The organism is Tunturibacter empetritectus (assembly GCF_040358985.1).
Lineage (GTDB): Bacteria > Acidobacteriota > Terriglobia > Terriglobales > Acidobacteriaceae > Edaphobacter > Edaphobacter empetritectus.
Genome location: NZ_CP132932.1, coordinates 3,922,620 through 3,940,187 on the forward strand (window position 1 = coordinate 3,922,620; position 17,568 = coordinate 3,940,187).

Genomic DNA, 17,568 nt, shown 5'->3' on the forward strand with positions numbered 1-17,568 from the left:
AATCCACTGCCCATCTTTTTGTTGCGATGTGGGTTGTTATTCGGTTGCCTGTAACTTCGAGATCTTCTCCAGATCCTTGAGTGTCTCTTTGCTCAGGGCTTTTTCGTGGAGGAGGAGCTCTGCGGCGCGGACGCGAGGAGTGCCGTGGAACCAGTCCTGCACGATGTTGTTCTTGAGCAGGTTGGTTACGGCGAGAAGGCACATGCCCTGGTGGTGGGCCATCCAGGAGCGCACGAGTTGGGGTTGATGGCCTTCAGTGTAGTCGGCTGCTTCGTAGAAGCCATAGGCTCCCATCCAATCCATCGCTGCCATGCGACGAAGATTCGCGATGGAGTCTTTGCGAAGAAGAGGGAGGGCGAGGAAGCTGGAGTAGGGCGAGATGACGGGGCCATCTTCGGCGCCGTACTTCAGTGCGAGTTTGGGAATGCCCCAAGCCTGGTAGCTGTAGCGGCCTTGAGGATCTTTTTTGGCGAAGCCGGATTCGGAGATGCCCCAGGGGATGTTGCGGACGTGATCCTTTTGAATGCGAACGGCTGACTCGAGGGAGCGAGCGATGAGGGTGTCGGGAAAGGTGCGCATCCAGAGGGACGGCATCAGGTACTCGAACATGGTTCCGGTCCAGGAGAGGAGAGCGGCGCGTCCGTTGACCAGGACGTGGGAGCGGTCGAGGCGAAACCATGATTGCTGGGGGATGTCGCCTTTGGCTACGGCGATGAAGGAGGCGATGCGGGCCTCGGAGGCAAGGAGGTCGTAGCAGGAGGAGTAGAGCTCGTGCGTGTTGCCGTCGTAGCCGATGGAGAGGAGCTGACGGGCTTCGACGAGGAGGAAGCCGTACTCCATGGCGTCGGCGTGGCGCTCTGCTTCGCTGGCGATGGAGGTGATGTCGGATTTGAGTTGGGCGAGGCGTTGCCGGGTGGCTGGGAGGAGGGCTAACAGCTCGGCGGCGGCGGTGGCGAGGGGAGAGTCTGTTGGCAGGTCGCGTGAGGCGCCGGAGAGTTTTGATTCTAATTCTGTTACATATTCGGCTGCGTCGAGGAGGGTTGGAATCGATTTGTGTTCGGAGCCGTAGAGTTGAGGTGGGACGAAGAGAGATTCGAAGCGGGGGAGAAGCCAGGGAGTATACCGTTCGGCGAAGAGAGATAACGCCGCGAGGTAGTTGGAGATCTCGTTGGCCGACCATTGCTTGTTGTCCTGACTGGATGGAGCGTCGCTCGCGGTCTTGAATTGTTGCGCGATGGAGCGGAGATGCGATCGGATCGCGGTTGCCGGGGGTTCGGCCGGCGCTAGAGTGATGGTGGTCTTGACGGGTTGCTGCTGCATTTGTTTCAGGCCGGCGAAGGTTTCTGGCGCGAGGATGGGGCGCTTGAGGAGATCGAGTGCACCGGTGCGCAGGGTGTAGAGGGAGGCGGCAAGATTGCCGCTGTCGACTGCAGAGACGATGTGGGGCAGGATGGGACGGAGGGTTTCGATGTCGTACCAGTTGTAGATGTGGCCGCGTTGCTTTTCGAGGCGGTCGTAGGTGGTGAGGGTTCCGAGCGTGGCCTGGGCGAACTCGGGCAGAGTGAGGAAGCCGAACTCGTACGCGGCCTGACGGGCGTTGAAGAGCATGCCGAGGTTGGTGGGGGAGAGTTTTTTGATCTGGAGGGTGTTCTGCTCTTCGACGTTGTCGGGGATGAGCCAGTGATTTTTCTCGTCGCCGAAGTCGTGAAAGTAGCGCCAGATATAGAGCGCCTGTTGCTGCAGGAAGTTGGTGTCGTCGGCGGTGAGGGGGCCTTCTTCGCGGCGGGGCGGGGAGTTGAGCCAGATGGCTACCAGAGGTGCGATGGCCCATAGAAGAAGGACTGGAGAGGCGGCTACGAGGGACCAGATGTTGTGAAAGGCGAGGGCGAGGGCTATGAGTACGGCCGCGACGGGGGAGAGCTGAAGGTAGATGTCGAGGGGGGTTCGGGACTTGCCGGATTCTGCCTGGGCGGCTGTCTCCCACTCGAGCATGTGTTTGCCGGAGACCAAGGTCCGGCTTAGAGAGCGGACGATGGCGTCGATGGCAAGGAACATGTGGTGCGGGAGGAAGGTGAGGTTCAGCATGGTGAAGCCGAAGGAGGTGGCGAAGGTGAGGACACCCTCGCGTGCGCCGACGAAGCTGAGTTTGAGCAGAGCTCGGCCGAGGTTGAAGCCAAGTTGCACAAGGACTGGGAGGAGGAGAAGGACCAAGCCGGCTATGGTCCAGTAGAGTGCGCCGCCGGGGAGGACAAACCAGCCAAGGAGAAAGAGGAGGAAGGTGACGGGTTCGACGAGGCTGCGGCGGAGGTTGTCGAAGATCTTCCAGCGGGAGACGGTGTTGATGGGGTTGGGGACGGACTTGCCAGATTCGTCGGGGACGAGAGCGAAGAGCCAGCGCGCGATCTGCCAGTCGCCGCGGACCCAGCGGTGCTTGCGGCGGGTGTGGGCGGAGTAGTGGGAGGGATAGTCGTCGATGATCTCGATGTCGGTGACGAGACCGGCGCGGGCGTAAGAGCCTTCGATGAGGTCGTGCGAGAGGAGAGCGTTGCGGGGGAAGCGGCGGTCGAGGACCTCGTGGAGGATGGCGACTTCGTAGATGCCCTTGCCGGCGAAGATGCCTTCGCCGAAGAGATCCTGATAGACGTCGGATACGGCGCGGGTATAGATGTCGAAGCCGGTTTCGCCGGAGTAGAGGGAGGCTAGGCGGGAGCGCGAGGCGGAGGCGACGCTGACACCGACGCGCGGCTGGAGGATGCCGTAGCCTTGAGTAACGATGCGGAGGCGCGGGTTGACGATGGCCTGGTTGAGCGGGTGGGCCATGGTGCCGACCATGCGGGCCGCGGTGCCGCGAGGGAGTTGGGTGTCGGAGTCGAGGGTGATGACGTACCGGACGTGTTGCAGGATTTCGAGCGGCCCGGCTTTCAGAGGGAAGCTGTCCTCCTCGTTGAGGAGAAATTTGTTGAGGTCGAGGAGCTTGCCGCGTTTGCGCTCCCATCCCATCCAGACGCCCTGGCGGGAGTTGAAGACACGGTAGCGGTGGAAGAGGAAGAAGGCTCCGCCCTTGGTGCGAGGGTATTTTGCGTTGAGATGATCGACGCAGTCTGCTGCGAGTTTGGCGAGGAGATTGGAGTCTTCGTCCAAGGGACGGGCCTTGGTGTCGGGCAGATCGGTGAGGAGGCCGAAGTGGATGTTTGGGTCCTGGTTGGAGAGGTAGCGGGCTTCGAGTTCGTCGAAGAGCTCGCGAACCTGGATCTCGTTGAGCAGGAGTGTGGGGACGACGACGAGGGTGATGGCGTCGCTGGGGACGCTCTTGGAGAGATCGATCTTAGGGAGAGACTCTGCGTGCATGAGCGCGGTGACGGTATTGTTAATGAGGTCGACGCCGCCCTGGGTTGTGGGAAGAAGCGCGAGCAGGAGCGCTACCATGACCGGCCAGAAGGCGTGATGCGGAACCAGGGGGGCGATGATGGCGACGATGAGGAGACAGGACAGCGTGAAGATGCCCAGGATGTAGAAGTCTTCGTTGAAGCGGCGGAGGAAGGCGCGGATTCGTTCGATGGGGGGAGGGTGGTATCCGATGCGGCGGTGAAGTTCGGGGAGACCTTCGGCGAAGAGGTAGTAACCGATGTGGCGGATGCGCAGAGCGAGGCGGGGATCGGGGTCAGAGGTTGTAGCGGCGTTGCGTGCGAGGTTGAGGGCGATCTGGGCGGTTTGGACCTCGCTGGCGTCGGCGTAGTGGGCTAGCTCTGCTACGCGCATGTGGTAGTTGTGGCGGGTTTCGTCCTCCATGCGAGCGAAGACGGCTGCGGGGTCTTCGCGCAGGACGGAGTCGAAGGCGATGAGAGGCTCGAGGACGTTGCGCCACTCGAACTGGTTGAGGCGGCGCATGCTGTGGAGGATTGCGGAGAAGGGCGACTGCTCGATGGGCGGGAGGGGGCCGGCGGCGAAGGCTTCTTCGGCACGGTCAAGGATGTATTCGAGCTGCGCGAGCTTGAGGGCTTGCGGGAGGACTGTGATCTCTTCGAGCAGAAGCGCGTCGCGTTGCTGGGCCTGCTGGACGTAGACGGTGAGGGACTCAGCGGACCAGATGCCGCGGGCTGCGACGAGGTACCCTTCGGTGAGATTGATGGCTCGCGGCAGATCGCTGTCTTTGTCTACGCGGACGTGAGGGAGGGCGGCGAAGGTTTCGGCGGTGTTGTCTCCTGCGACGAGCGCGGACTCGAGCATGCGGGTGCTCTCGAGGAGTTCTAGCTCCGGGGTGAGGTCGTGGATGGAGGCGGTCTTTTTGCAGGTGCGAAGGATTTCGGTGAGGCGTTGTTTGAGGCTTTCGAGGCGTTTTGAGAGTCCGTCGGATTTTACGCTGGCCGGCACCATCTCCCACTGGCGGCTCATGGCATCGGCGCGTGCTCTCAACTCTTCGTCAGAGACGGAGGGTTTTTCAGGGAGGCCCGCAGTCGGCATCTCCGGAGCAGTGAGCGGCAGAGCGTGTTCTGTGGTGACAGGATTCTGTGAAGATGGTGCCATGTAGCTTTTCTCAATCCATTCTCCCGCCGCGGCGGGTGCTGACTGCGATTATCTGCTGATGCCGACTCTGCCGGTGCTGACTGGATGAGATGCGAGGGTGAGCTTACCTGTAGCTTGCGGCCTGCATCTCAAACATGCTCGCATAGAGTCCATTTTTTTCTATGAGTTGTTGATGATTACCTTCTTCGAGGAGCCGGCCGCCGGAGAGGACGACGATACGGTCGGCCATGCGTACGGTGGAGAAGCGGTGGGAGATGAGCAAGGCCATCTTTCCCAGGGTCAGTTCCGCGAAGCGCTCGAAGACCTCGAGTTCGCTGCGGGCGTCGAGGGCTGCGGTGGGCTCATCGAGGATGAGGAGCTGGGCATCGCGGAGATAGGCGCGGGCGAGGGCTATCTTCTGCCACTCTCCACCGGAGAGTTCGACGCCGCCTTCAAAGCGGCGGCCAAGCATCTGATCGTAGCCGCCGGCGAGCTTCGTGACGACGGTGTCGGCGAGGCTCTTGTGGGCGGCGAGTTCGATATCGCTCTCCTGATAGGGCTGATCAATGCGGCCCACGGCGATGTTTTCGCGGGCGGTCATCTCGAAGCGCATGAAGTCCTGAAAGATGACTCCGATGTTGCGGTGGAGATCTTCGAGGTTGTACTCGCGGAGGTCGATGCCGTCGAGGAGAATTTGCCCTTCGGTGGGGTCGTAGAGACGGGTTATGAGTTTGACGACGGTGGTCTTGCCCTGGCCGTTTTCGCCGATGAGCGCGATTCTTTCTCCGGGGGAGAGGGTGAGGTTGAAGTTTTTGAGGACGGTTCGGTCGGTGCCGGGATAGGTGAAGGAGACGTTGCGGAACTCGAAGCCGCGTTGGATCTTCGCGGGGGCGGGATGCCCGTCGGGGTTGGAGATAACGGTTGGCTTCATGTCGAAGAAGGCGATGAGGTCGGTGAGGAAGAGGGCTTGATCAGCGATGCCGGAGGCGGTGGAGAAGACCTGCTGGAGGTTGGAGCTGGCTTGCTGGATGGCAGTGGTGAGAAATCCGAACTGGCCGATGTTGTAGGCGCCGTGCAGGGTGCGCCAGATGACGTAGACGTAGGCTCCGTAGTAGCCGAGCGTGCCGATGACGCCGAGCAGACCGCCGACGATGAGTTTCGATCTGGAGAGAGTGACGTCTTCGAGGTAGATCTGATTGGCGAGTGTTTGAAATCTATCTGTGAAGAATTTGTTCAAGCCGAAGAGCTTTACTTCTTTCGCGCCTTCGCGGCTTCCGGCGACCTGCCGGAGGTAGTCCATCTGACGCTTGGCGGGGGTCTGGCGGAAGTTTTTTGCGTAGCCGAGGAAGGCATAGTGGGTCTCGCCGAGGAAGGAGGGGAGGACGCCAAGTGCGAGGAGGAGGACCAGCCAGGGAGAGGCGAGCGCGAGAGCGGCAGAGAACGAGAGGGTGGTGATGATCTGCGTGACCAGACGGCCTAGCTGCTGGATCATGGCGAGGCGGTCGGTGGCCTGCACGCGGGCGCGTTCGAGGCGGTCGTAGAAGACGGGATCTTCATAGGTGGTGAGGTCGAGACGCGCGGCCTGCTCCATGACGCGTACGCTAACGTACTGGGTATAGCGATTGGCGAGGAGGGAGTCGGAGTAGTCGATGGCTCGAGTGATGAGGCCGAGGGAGACGTTGAGGACCACCTCGGCGATGACGAGCTTCCAGAAGTTGGGGGCAAGGGCGTGGCCGCGAATGACTTCTGCGATGTCGTTGAGGATGTATGCGGCGATCTTCGCGATGCCGAAGGGAAGGGTGGCGACGATCAGTCGAAGGAAGAGCCCCCATGTGACGACAGCGCGGCCTGACTCCCAGAGGATGCGCAGGACAGCGGGCATGTTTTTGAGGGCGCTGATTCGATCGCGCCATGGACTCTCAGCTTTCACAGGGTCTTTCAAATCGCTCCTAAAGTGAGACTGCAAAAGAGAAAGGACGAGTCACATAGAAGTTATGGCTGCACTTAATGGATGCAGTAAAGCTATCAGGTGTTGGATAGTTCGTGGGCGGCGGATTGGCTCTTGCGGTTTGCGGTCATTGAGTTGTGGAGAGGGTTAGCTGCTGCCAGATTTCGGGGTCGACGGGGACGCCGAGGCGCATGTTCTCTTCTCGAAGCTGCAGGGTCTGTTCGCCTGGGTAGCGGATGGGTCTGTTGGGGTCGGCTGGGGTTGCGTGGTGGAGGGAGTCGAGGATGCCTTCGGCGATGCGGGTGAGTTCGTCGGGATCGGCGATGGCGGTTGGGCTAATGGCGAGGAAGACCTGGGAGAGGCCGGACTCGCGGAGTGGATCGCTGGGAATCTGGTGGGTTGCGAGGCCGCCAGAGAGCATCGCGGCGAGCATGTCGAGGACGAGGGAGAGTCCTGAGCCCTTCCAGTAACCGACGGGGAGGGCGCGCTGGGACGACTCGATGGCTGCTGGATCGCGGGTGAGATTGCCTGCGGTGTCGAAGCCGCCGTCGACGGGGAGAGGTTGCTCTCGTTTGCTGTAGGCGGCGAGTGTGCCGTAGGAGAACTGCGACATTGCCATGTCCAGTACGACGTGGCCGCCGGGACGGGGGACGGCGATGACGAGGGGATTGTTGCCGAGGGCGGGCGTGGTGGCTCCCCAGGGAGGGAGGTTGGCGAGGGTGTTGGTCCAGCAAAGGGCGAAGAGGCCTTGCTCGGCGGCCTGCCAGCCGTAGGTTCCGCCGCGCATCCAGTGGTTGGTGTTGGCGAGAGCGACTGCGCCTATGCCGTGTTGTTGGGCGAGGGCGATGGCTCGCTGCATGGAGGCGTGGGCGTTGAGATTGCCGATGCCGCTATGGCCGTCCCATCGCTCGATGGCTCCGACGCCGGCGGATTTGGTGGGTTCGGCGTGTATGTCGATGCTGCCGTTGCGAATGGTTTCGACGAAGCGAGGGAATCGATTGAGGCCGTGGGTGTAGATGCCGTCGCGGGTGGTTTCTGCGAAGAGGCGGGCGCAGAAGTCGGCGCGGTCGTGGGTGAGGCCGAGTTGCTGCATGGCGCGGAGGAGGGCCGCGTGGAGTTGGTCGAAGGGGACTCGAAGCATGGTTTCAGTTTAGAGGCTGTCGAACTTGTCTAAGTCGATATAGTTCATGCGCGGATGCAGAGCGGTTAGTTCTTGCTGGATGCGGTGCGATCATTCGCCTCCTTTGAATGCTCAAAGGCTTTCGTGGAGTGCTCGTGGGCTTGTTGGGAGAGCTCGTGGGCGGTGAGGTGATCGCCTTTGCCGTGCGCTGTGGCTGCGGCCTGGTGGGCGTGGGCGGCTTTGTTGTGATACTCGGCGGCGCGGTCGTGCGGGCTCTGCGGCATGATGTACTCCTTGGCTTCTTGGATGCTTGTTCAGGCTAAAGTGGGAGCAGATTCTGTCTGCCTATCTTCTATCTGCCCATCTTTTATCTGCCCATCCAGCCGCCGTCGACGGTGAGGACGGTCCCGGTGACGTAGTTGCTGGCGGGAGAGCTGAGGTAGAGGGCAGCGCCTGCGAGGTCTTCGGGTTGGCCCCAGCGAGCGGCGGGGATGCGGTCGAGGATCTGGCGGTTGCGGGTCTCGTCGGCCTGGAGGGCTTCGGTGTTGGTGGTGGCGAAGTAGCCGGGTGCGATGGCGTTGACCTGGATGCCTTTGGGGGCCCACTCGTTGGCGAGGGCCTTGGTGAGTTGGGCGACTCCGCCTTTGCTGGCGGCGTAGGCAGGGACGCGAATGCCGCCCTGAAAGCTGAGGAGGGAGGCGATGTTGACGATTTTTCCGCAGTTTGTGCCAAGGCCGCCGCGCGGGATCATGTCGCGAGCGGCGAGTTGGGAGAGTTGGAAGACGCTGGTGAGATTGACCTGAAGGACCTGCTGCCAGTCTTCGAGGGTGACCTCTTCGGCGGCGGCGCGGAGGATGGTTCCTGCGTTGTTGATGAGGATATCGACGCGGCCGAATCTTTCTTTGACCTGGGTGAATAGATCTTCGGCGCCAGTAGGGGAGGCGAGATCGGCGTGAAAGGCTGCGGCATTTTCGCCGATGGCTGCGGCGGTCTCTGTGGCGGCGCGGCGGTTGCCGTGGCAGGCTACCGTGGCTCCTGCTTGCGAGAGAGCGATGGCGATGGCTGCGCCGAGGCCGCTGGCGGAGCCGGTGACAAGGGCTACTTTGTTGTCGAGGCGGAAGCTTTCGAGAATGTTGAAGGGCTTGGTGGGCATCTAGGCCAATGTACTGGGATCAGAGTTGAGGAGCAAACGGAAGGAGAGGTTGACGACGAAGCGGGGGGTCCGTATGGTTGGGTATTGTTTGAGGAGAAAACTATATGTGGTGGTTGACGAGGCTGACGGCTGTTTTGGGGGCCGGGATATTGGCGGTATCGGCGGGGTGGTCGCAGGCAACGACGCCTGGAGCGGTTACGCAGGCACGGGTTGGGTTAGTGGATCTGCTGACGCCGAGTGATGTTGCGACCCGCGGCGCCGAGCAGCTTGAGAAGGCGAAGGCGAGTGCGAACGGGAGCTCCGGTGCGACGCTCGAGAAGTATCCGGGCCACTACACGATGATTACTGCGAGGGCGAAGAGCGGTGGGGCCGAGGTGCATGCCTACTACTCCGACTTTCTGATTGTGGTGGACGGAGAAGGGACAGAACTAACGGGTGGCACGGTGGTCGATGCAAAGGAAGGCGAGAATGGGGAGACGCGTGGGTCGCGCCTGGAGGGTGCTACAGCTCATGTGCTGCATAGGGGAGATATTCTTCACATTACGGCGGGGACGCCGCACCAGGCGATTGAAGGGCCAGGGCAGACGATCACGATCTTTGTCATCAAAGTTGAGAAGCCGGCGGTTGAAGGAAGCGTCGCTGCGAAATAGCCAGGTCGGCCCGCGGATGCTAATAGCGCGGGGGCTCTTATACTGGATTGGATCGGAGATAGGGAATGCGGCTTTGTCAGATGGCAGATGCGGTGCGCTACGGGTTGATGAACACCGAGGAGTTGCGGGAGACCTTTCTGCTGGAGGGGATGTTTGAAGTGGGGGAGATCGAATTTGCCTATGTGGACCTCGATCGAACGGTGATTGGCTCGGCAGTTCCTGTTAGCGAGGAGCTGACACTTGAGACTGAGCCGGAGTTGCGCTCGGAGTATTTTCTGGAGAGGCGTGAGCTTGGGGTTTTAAATGTAGGTGGGGCTGGTTCGGTGGTGGTAGATGGAAAGAGCTTTGAGATGGGTAAGCTGGACTGTCTCTATGCAGGTCGTGGAAGTAAGGCAGTTACTTTTTCGAGTGAGAGCGCGAAGGATCCGGCTTACTTTTATCTCTTGAGTTATCCAGCTCATGCGGAGTATCCGACTGTGATGGTGAAGTTTGCTGATTTGCAGGGATTGCAGTTAGGATCTGCCGAGACTTGTAACAAGCGGACTATTTATAAAGCTATCTACAAGGATGGAATTAAGAGCTGCCAGTTAGTGATGGGATTTACTTTGCTGGAGTCCGGAAGTAACTGGAATACTATGCCTCCGCATACACATAAGAGACGGAGTGAGGTTTATTTTTACTTCGATGTGGATCCTGCGCACCGTGTACTGCATTTGATGGGACCGCCCGATGCTACGAGTCACCTCGTAGTGGCGGATAAGGAGGTAGTGGTATCGCCGGGCTGGTCGATCCACGCTGGAGTTGGGACGAAGAACTATGCTTTTTGTTGGGGGATGGGTGGCGAGAATCAAGCTTACGACGACATGGACCCTGTATCGATTGCGGACTTGAGATGAGCGATGCCTCGGCTGGGTTGACGATTCATGCGGCGGACGCTTGCAGGTGGGACCTGGTGAGTCTCGGTGAGGTGATGCTGCGGTTTGATCCTGGCGAAGAGCGGATTGCGGGAGCGCGGCACTTCCGCGTGTGGGAGGGCGGTGGCGAGTACAACGTGGCGCGCGGGCTGCGCCGGTGTTTCGGGAGACGAACATCAGTTGTTACGGTGCTCGCGGATAATCCGGTGGGTCGATTGCTCGAAGATCTGATGCGGGAGGGCGGTGTTGATCTGTCGCATCTGCAGTGGGTCGAGTATGACGGAATAGGGCGGGAGGCGCGCAACGGAATCTACTTTCTGGAGCGTGGATTTGGATTGCGCGGCGCTATGGGGATGATGGATCGGGGGCATACGCCGATCTCACAGATGAAGCCGGGGCAGGTCGATTGGGATGGGATTTTTGCCGGAGAGGGAGTGCGCTGGTTTCATACGGGTGGGGTGATGTGTGCGCTGTCGGCGGAGGCGCCTGCGGTGGCTCGAGAGGCGATGGTGGCGGCGCAGCGGCACGGGGTGGTTGTGTCATATGACTGTAACTATCGGCCGTCACTGTGGAAGAGTGCCGGTGGGCGGCAGGGAGCGAGCGATGTGAATCGGATGCTAGCTCCCTTTGTGGATGTGATGTTTGGGCATGTGGGGGATTTGGCGGCGGTCTTGTGTGACGCTTCGCATGGTGCGCCATGGCATAGTTACGAGAGCTATGGGGAGATGGCCACGCGGGTGTGCCAGGAGTTCGGGAATATCAAGGTGATTGCTACGACGACGCGGAGGCCGAAGACGGCGAACAGAAACGACTGGGGGGCGTTTGGGTATGCGGGGGGAAGGGTCTGCGAAAGTATTCGATTCGATGATCTTGAGGTGCTGGACCGTGTGGGTGGTGGGGATTCATTTGCGGCAGGTTTGATCTATGGGTTGATGGAGGCGAAGGGCTTGCAGTGGGCGCTTGATTGCGGCGTGGCGCATGGGGCGTTAGCGATGACGACGCCGGGGGATAGTTCGATGGCGACGCTGAGTGAGGTGGAGCGGGTTATGGCGGGTGGGTCGGCTGGAGTGCAGCGGTAGAGTTGAGATTAGGGAGAGCAATGGAGAAGACTGCGGTATTGCGGGAGTTGCGGGAGATTGGACTGGTGCCGGTTTTGCGGGCGGATTCGGTGGAGCAGGCGCTGGCGCTGGCGGATGCGATTGCGGCGGGTGGGGTGACCGTGCTTGAGGTGACGATGACGGTGCCGGGGGCGATTGAGGTGATGCGTCGGCTGGCAGAGCAACGGCCGGAGATCCTGATTGGGGCGGGGACGGTGCTGGATGCGGAGACGGCTCGGATGTGCATCCTCGAGGGGGCTCAGTTTGTGGTGAGTCCGGCGCTGAATGTGGCGACGATCGAGATGTGTCATCGGTATTCGGTTACGGTGCTGCCGGGTGCGCTGACTCCGACGGAGATTGTAACGGCGTGGCAGGCTGGGGCGGATGTGGTGAAGGTGTTTCCGGCGAGTGCGATGGGTGGGCCGAAGTACCTTACTTCTCTTAAGGGGCCGTTGCCGCATATCGAGATGATTCCTACTGGCGGCGTGGTGTTGGGGACGGCGGCGGAGTTCCTGGAGGCGGGTGCGTTTGCGCTTGGAGTTGGCTCGGATCTGGTGGACAAGAAGATGATTGCGGACGGGCGACCTGAGGCGATCACCGATATTGCGCGGAGATACCTCGAGATTGTGAAGGCGTTTCGTTCGAGGCACCCGATTTAGTTTTTTGCGTGGGTGCCAGAGGGGAGCCAAGGCTTTGGGCGGGTGGTCCAGAGGAGGGGCTGGCGGATGGGGAAGGTGCGCTGGAGTTCGGCGTTGGGTGGGTCGGGGGGAAGGGTCTTCCAGAGGGCGGCGTACTCGGGGCGGTCGTAGGCTCGGGCGGCGAAGAGGAGGCCTGGGGATCGGAGGGGGAGCGAGGTGAAGTAGGTAGCGTCGGCTCGGTAGGGCCAGGTGCCGCGGTTGAGGAGGTAGGGGTAGAGGCGGGCGATGACGGTGTGCATGCCGGGGCCGTCCTGCAGCTCGTACTCCCAGGCGCTCTCGAAGCGGGTGGAGAGGAGGAGGCAGATGGCGGCGAGCATGTCGAGGTTGAAGAGGGTGTTGCGGTAGGGGTTGGGGGTGGTGAGTTCGTGGGGGAAGGTGCCGTCGGAGACGATCTGGGCGCGGAGGGTGGAGGTTCTGAACTGGTGGCGGAGTGTGGTGAGTGGTCGATCGTCGGCTGGCTCGGTGAGGCGGGCGATGGCGGAGGCCTGGAGGAGCCATGAGGTTCCGTGATGGCTCTTGTTGTCGCGGGCGAGGCCGGCTGTGCGTGAGGTGTTGAGCCAGTCTAAGTAGGCGGTGAACCATCTGGTCAGCCCGGCTAGTTCTTCGGAGGTTAGGGCTTCGGAGTTGAGTAGGAAGGGGAGCGATTGGACTACTTCTGCGAGGTGGACTGCCTCGACGACTCCTTCGAGGCGACCATTTTTTGCGGGGGGGATGGTTTGGGCGTTTTGGAGGGTGGGGGTCATGCTGGTTGCGGGGGTGAGGAACCAGGCGCGGAGGTGGGCGGCGGCTTGCTGGGCGTAGCGGAGGTCGGTGGTGAGGAGGTAGGCGGCGGTGAGGGCGGGGACGGTGAGGCTGAGGTTAAGCAGGGCGTCGCGGTGGGCGGTGAAGGCGTCGGGATTGAGGTCTGGGCTCGGGTTCGTGTGTTGGGTCTGTTGCGTCCACGGTGCGGTGGGGTTGGCGGGGTCGGGGAAGAAATCTTCGGGTTCGGAGTAGAAGTCGTGGGGGGTGCCGGGGCTACGGGGGCAGGAAAGGGTGGTGAGGGGCACAGGAGGCTGCGTGAGGTAGCGGTTGGCCTGGGCGAGGATGCGGTCGTGGTCGATAGCGGCTACGTCGGGGCGGGCGGTGGGTTGGGTCTGGGTCTGGGTTTGGGTGTGGAGGAGATGCGGGGAGAGGAGGAGGGTCGCGGCTTGGGAGCAGAAGGTGCGGCGGGTGACGGCCATGGGGGTTTGAGCCTCTTCGGCGGAAAGAGTACCACGGGTTCTGGTTTGTCCGGGTACACCCCTCTCCCCACGGGGTATCTTGGACGGAACGTGCTTCTAATCAATGGGTTACAGTGGGGTGGTGTCTGTAAAATATTGATCCTAAATTGGTTGTGCGCAAAATATCTGGAATGAGCGGGTTAGGGGAGATTCCTCGTTTTTTGGTTAAATAGTTTGCTCCAGCCTTCCATAAAAATGCCGAGCGTGTGCCGGTGGCGATTTTGTTCCTGCTTCTATTTTAGCTTGTGGATGGAAACTAATGCGCCACGCGTAAAGCTTTGTGGTGAAGGGGGATCTGCGGTTTGGGGGTTGACAAGTTTTTTGGGGACGGTTTTTCTGCGTAATGCTGGGCGGCAACGGGTTGGGTTTTTGAGAAGGGCTAACGGCGAGATGCGGGGCTTTCCGCTGCGTTGTTCGCGGTGAGAGTGTGAACAGCTTTGGTCGAAATGACGGAGTTTTTTGGATTGGAGAGAACAGGTGCAGGCGAAGACGAACTGCGGTTCGCGCTTTCGCGCGAATACCCCACCCTATCGCGATGAGACTGCGAAAGGATGGGGCACCCACAACGGGTTGGGCTGACGGCGAGATGCGGGGGCTTTCCGCTGCGTTGTTCGCGGTGAGAGTGTGAACAGCTTTGGTCGAGATGATGCGGCTTTTTGGATTGGGGAGAACAGGCAGGCGAAGACGAACTGCGGTTCGCGCTTTTGCGCGAATACCCCACCCTATCGCGATGAGACTGCGAAAGGATGGGGCACCCGCAACGATGAGACTGTGTACAGCTTCTGTCGAGGTGAAGACTTTTGTTTGAGGGGGGAAGGTTTGGACGTCGGGAGCAGGTGACGGCAGAGTAATGCGACAGCACATTTGTTGGTGTCGCTGGTCCCGTTGGGGGGATGACTCCCCCCTTGGGAGGTTTTAGATGGCTTCTGGTTTCAGGACGAGGTTCTGGCCCTCGCCGCTGGTTCTGGTGGTGAGGCCGCGGTTTTTGTCTTCGATGCGGCCGAAGGTGCTGACCAGAAGCCGTTGCATCTTGGCGGCGGCACCGGTGACGGCGGTGGGAATGTCGGAGGAGTCGTTGGTGACGGCCAGCGACTGATGGCGTTTAGGACGGACTTCCAGGCGGCAGCGCTTGTCTTGAGCTCCTGACTTGTCTCCGTTTTCGTCGCTGAGGTGGACTTCAACGCGGGTGATTTCGTCTTTGAATCGGTTGAGGATCCGATGAAGGTCGGAATCGATCAGGTTGGAGAGTTTTTTATGCATGGAGATGTTTTTATCGCTGCTGATCTGAATCTGCATTCGTTAAACTCCTTCTCACTTACATGCGAGGTTAGACGCATTGAGTTCGCAAGAAGTGGCTGGGTTTTTGAGGCTGCGAGGTTAGCAAGTTGTGCAAAACTTTTTGATTGTCAATCAGGTACTTCGATCAGGGACGAGCTTCATAGACTATGTTGAAGGGGGTCTCCGCAGCTCGCCGGAATCGACGGAAGCCTGCTTTGGTTACGACGTCGCGGATGCGGGCTTCTCCGGATTGCGCGCCAAGGCAAAGTCCGACCTCCTGCGATCGGGAACAAGGCGTACACAAGAGGGTTGAGAACGAGTAGTAGACCCGGCCTACAGGATTTAGATTGTCCTTTAAATCATCATTGGCGAAGGGTTCAACGATCATCCAGGTGCCGTCGCTGCGGAGAGACTGCAGGACATGGGTTGCGGCTCCGACGGGATCACCCATGTCGTGCAGAGAGTCGAAGACCGTGACGAAGTCGTAGTCCGTTCCAGGGTACTCTTTGGCTTTGGCGACTTCGAACGTAAGACGGTCAGCGAGTCCTTGCCGCTTCGCAGAGTCGCGAGCTCCAGCAATGGATTGGTCGTGATAATCGAATCCGAAGAAGTGGGAGTTAGGAAATGCCTGCGCCATCAAAATTGAGGAGGCACCTTTTCCGCAGCCCACGTCGGCGACCCGAGCCCCTGATTCGAGCTTTTGCTGGATGCCGTCGAGCGAAGGAATCCAGGAGCTCACGAGATTGGCTGCGTAGCCAGGCCGGAAGAATTTTTCACATCCGTGAAAGACACCCTCGTCGTGCTCATGCCAACCCATTCCGGCACCTGTGCGAAACGACTCGGTGATTCGTGGAACCGCTGCAAGAGAGCCGAGTGCAAGTTCAAAGGCACCGGGGAGATAGGCCGGGCTGTCTTCGTTCGCCAGGGTGAAGGCCTGTTCCTCAGACAGGCTGAACTTGCCTGCCTTCTCGTCGTAGGTGACGTATCCGCCGGCGGCTTGCGAGGCGAGCCATTCACGGACATAACGCTCATCGGTTGAGGTCTTGGCCGAAAGCTCGGCGGAGGTCATCGGCTGACTGGAGAGTGCCTTGTAGAGACCGAGTTTTTCCCCGATAACCACCATGCCTGCGTGTGCTGTTGCTCCGAGATCGCCGACAAAGCGCCCAACAAATGCATTGAGTTTTTCCATATCCAATGCCATAGGGTCTGCCCTCCGAAGCAGGCCATAATAGTAGTCCTAAGCGGCCCTGGATCGCGAAGCTCAGTTCGACTTTTTGATTAAAAAGACGATATGGGTTGTGCAGCAAAAGAGTGCACCGGCAAACCGAGAAGCGGGTCTATTATTTTTTTGCGAGGGTTGCGGGTACCGTGTTGAGTTGGCATACGGCTACGGCGGAGTTGCGGTAGGGGCAGGAGAAGGCGGTAGCTGCCTGGGGGGAGAGGAGGAGCCAGGTGACTCCGTAGGGGCGCAGCCGCTCCGTCCTTTCGACGTCGGTGAGGTGATTCAGACCTAGTTGCGCGTCGCGATAGGGACCCCATACGGCAGCCAGTGCAGGAAAGAGAGAGGAGACTCCCTCGTCTTTGCTGTCGTTGAGGGTGCTTCGTTCCGCCATGGCGCGGAATCCGGGTTCGTCGTCGGAGCTATGGGTTGTAGTGGAGTCGGAGGCGAAGAGGGCCTGCGGGGGCGTGTGGGTGCGGACCCAGAGTAAGGCTTGCTCCTCGGGGCTGGATGGACGCTCCCAGGGCCATTCGATGTGCGAGGAGACGGGATAGGACTGGTTATCGCCATAGGCCATTCCTGCGATGGCAATGATGAGAACGGCGATTCCTGGCAGGACCCTTCGCCGGAGGATGTGCCGGCCGATGAAGCCGCCGAGCATGACGAGGCCGAGGACGTAAATGGTGTGAAAGCTTCGCAGCACCTGAAGGCGCATGAGCAGGCCGGGGTGGCTGGGGTGGACGAAGCAGAGGGAGGCCAGGCAGCTTGTGGCTCCGGTGAAGACGCAGGCCAGACAGAGCTTGCCGGTGTTGGAGCGGAGGCCGGACTTTATGGCGACGAAGGCCATGAGGAGAAGCGGGGCGATGAGGCCGAGGATCTCCTCGTCTTGCCAGCGGGAGAGGAAGTAGTAGCTACGGCTGAGCGCGGCTTCGCGGTAGTAGGGGGAGATGGGGTCGTGCCAGGTGATCCAGGCGATGAGGCCGCAGAGGAGGAAGGCGGCTCCGCAGAGAGCTGTGGCGGCGAGTGCACGACGTTGGTTGAGCAGCATCAGCGTGCAGAGGAAGCCGACCAGGTAGATGCCCATGAGCGGATGAAGTGCACAGGCGAGAAGGGTGAAGACGGCCATGCGGGTCCAGGAGCGATCGAGGCAGGCGACGATGGCGAGCAGAGTGAGCGGGGTGGAGAGCGAGCGGGCGGTGAGATAGGGATCTGCCACCAGCAAAGACGTGGCTGCGGCGGGCATGGTGAGGCAGACGGCGGCGAGGAGGGTGCCACTCCATCGGGCGTACTCCGAACGGAAGAGCCGCATGGCAAGGAGATGAGAGGCGAAGAGGAAGGCAAAGATGGAGAGGCTGTAGAGGAACAACAAAAGGATATTGAAGGGAAGGTGGGCGTGGATGGAGATCCAGGCCAGGAGATGGGAGAAGAGGGAGAGCCTGCTGTGGCCGTCGACGAATATAGCGTCGGCTTGAAAGAGCGAGGGGTTGATGGTTCGCTCGAGTCCTGCGACGTAGATGGCTCCATCCTGCGAGTAGGGATGATAGCCGTGGAGCAGGAAGGTGGCTGAGGCGAGAGCCGTGAGGGGGATGACTCTATTTCTTACATTGTTGCTGGAGCGGTCGAGAGTAGCCGGTGCGGTTTCGTAGGCTGCTGAGTCAACGGATAAAACTACCAAATTGTGTCTCCCAGAAAATCTTCAACATTGCTTCGTACGCTATTTTCTGGGTGT

At 60.4% G+C, this 17,568-nt stretch carries 13 protein-coding genes; 4 read left to right on the top strand and 9 right to left on the bottom strand.

The window, feature by feature from the left end; translation table 11 throughout:
- Positions 1 to 36: 36 nt before the first annotated feature.
- The 5 genes from RBB75_RS16365 to RBB75_RS16385 all read right to left on the bottom strand — a co-directional run bounded on the left by RBB75_RS16365 (position 37) and on the right by RBB75_RS16385 (position 8,724).
- Positions 37 to 4,524 (bottom strand): glucoamylase family protein, encoded by a 4,488-nt coding sequence (locus RBB75_RS16365; protein ID WP_353068684.1) that lies wholly within the window; start codon positions 4,522 to 4,524, stop codon positions 37 to 39.
- A gap of 103 nt (positions 4,525 to 4,627) precedes the next feature.
- Positions 4,628 to 6,445, bottom strand: coding sequence for an ABC transporter ATP-binding protein (locus RBB75_RS16370; protein ID WP_353068685.1), 1,818 nt, complete (start codon positions 6,443 to 6,445; stop codon positions 4,628 to 4,630).
- A 133-nt stretch (positions 6,446 to 6,578) separates the two neighbouring features.
- Positions 6,579 to 7,592, bottom strand: a complete 1,014-nt coding sequence (gene yiaK, locus RBB75_RS16375; RefSeq protein WP_353068686.1) for a 3-dehydro-L-gulonate 2-dehydrogenase — start codon at positions 7,590 to 7,592, stop codon at positions 6,579 to 6,581.
- A 65-nt stretch (positions 7,593 to 7,657) separates the two neighbouring features.
- Positions 7,658 to 7,855 (bottom strand): DUF1771 domain-containing protein, encoded by a 198-nt coding sequence (locus RBB75_RS16380; protein WP_353068687.1) that lies wholly within the window; start codon positions 7,853 to 7,855, stop codon positions 7,658 to 7,660.
- Positions 7,856 to 7,938: 83 nt separating this feature from the next.
- A complete protein-coding gene (locus tag RBB75_RS16385) occupies positions 7,939 to 8,724 on the bottom strand; it encodes a glucose 1-dehydrogenase (RefSeq protein WP_353068688.1) in 786 nt (261 codons plus the stop codon).
- A 104-nt stretch (positions 8,725 to 8,828) separates the two neighbouring features.
- Here RBB75_RS16385 and RBB75_RS16390 point away from each other — a divergent pair, with 104 nt between their 5' ends.
- From RBB75_RS16390 to RBB75_RS16405, 4 genes are all read left to right on the top strand, one after another.
- Complete coding sequence (locus RBB75_RS16390; RefSeq protein WP_353068689.1) at positions 8,829 to 9,374, top strand: hypothetical protein; 546 nt, start codon at positions 8,829 to 8,831, stop codon at positions 9,372 to 9,374.
- 80 nt (positions 9,375 to 9,454) lie between these two features.
- On the top strand, positions 9,455 to 10,270 hold the full coding sequence (gene kduI, locus RBB75_RS16395; RefSeq protein ID WP_353068690.1) for a 5-dehydro-4-deoxy-D-glucuronate isomerase: 816 nt from the start codon (positions 9,455 to 9,457) through the stop codon (positions 10,268 to 10,270).
- Positions 10,267 to 11,367, top strand: a complete 1,101-nt coding sequence (locus RBB75_RS16400) for a sugar kinase (protein WP_179637758.1) — start codon at positions 10,267 to 10,269, stop codon at positions 11,365 to 11,367. The genes kduI and RBB75_RS16400 overlap by 4 nt, the downstream gene beginning before the upstream one ends.
- A 20-nt stretch (positions 11,368 to 11,387) precedes the next feature.
- Entirely contained in the window at positions 11,388 to 12,044 is a 657-nt protein-coding gene (locus RBB75_RS16405) for a bifunctional 4-hydroxy-2-oxoglutarate aldolase/2-dehydro-3-deoxy-phosphogluconate aldolase (protein ID WP_353068691.1), read from the top strand.
- Here the strand turns inward: RBB75_RS16405 and RBB75_RS16410 are convergent.
- The 4 genes from RBB75_RS16410 to RBB75_RS16425 all read right to left on the bottom strand — a co-directional run bounded on the left by RBB75_RS16410 (position 12,041) and on the right by RBB75_RS16425 (position 17,514).
- A complete protein-coding gene (locus tag RBB75_RS16410; RefSeq protein WP_353068692.1) occupies positions 12,041 to 13,303 on the bottom strand; it encodes an alginate lyase family protein in 1,263 nt (420 codons plus the stop codon). The two genes, RBB75_RS16405 and RBB75_RS16410, sit on opposite strands and share 4 nt — an antisense overlap.
- Before the next feature lie 954 nt (positions 13,304 to 14,257).
- Positions 14,258 to 14,638 carry an HPF/RaiA family ribosome-associated protein gene (locus RBB75_RS16415; RefSeq protein WP_179637761.1) on the bottom strand — a complete coding sequence of 127 codons (381 nt, stop codon included), beginning with the start codon at positions 14,636 to 14,638 and terminating at the stop codon, positions 14,258 to 14,260.
- Between the two features lie 127 nt (positions 14,639 to 14,765).
- Positions 14,766 to 15,821 carry a class I SAM-dependent methyltransferase gene (locus RBB75_RS16420; RefSeq protein ID WP_179637762.1) on the bottom strand — a complete coding sequence of 352 codons (1,056 nt, stop codon included), beginning with the start codon at positions 15,819 to 15,821 and terminating at the stop codon, positions 14,766 to 14,768.
- Between the two features lie 139 nt (positions 15,822 to 15,960).
- Positions 15,961 to 17,514 carry a hypothetical protein gene (locus RBB75_RS16425; protein ID WP_179637763.1) on the bottom strand — a complete coding sequence of 518 codons (1,554 nt, stop codon included), beginning with the start codon at positions 17,512 to 17,514 and terminating at the stop codon, positions 15,961 to 15,963.
- Positions 17,515 to 17,568: the final 54 nt, after the last annotated feature.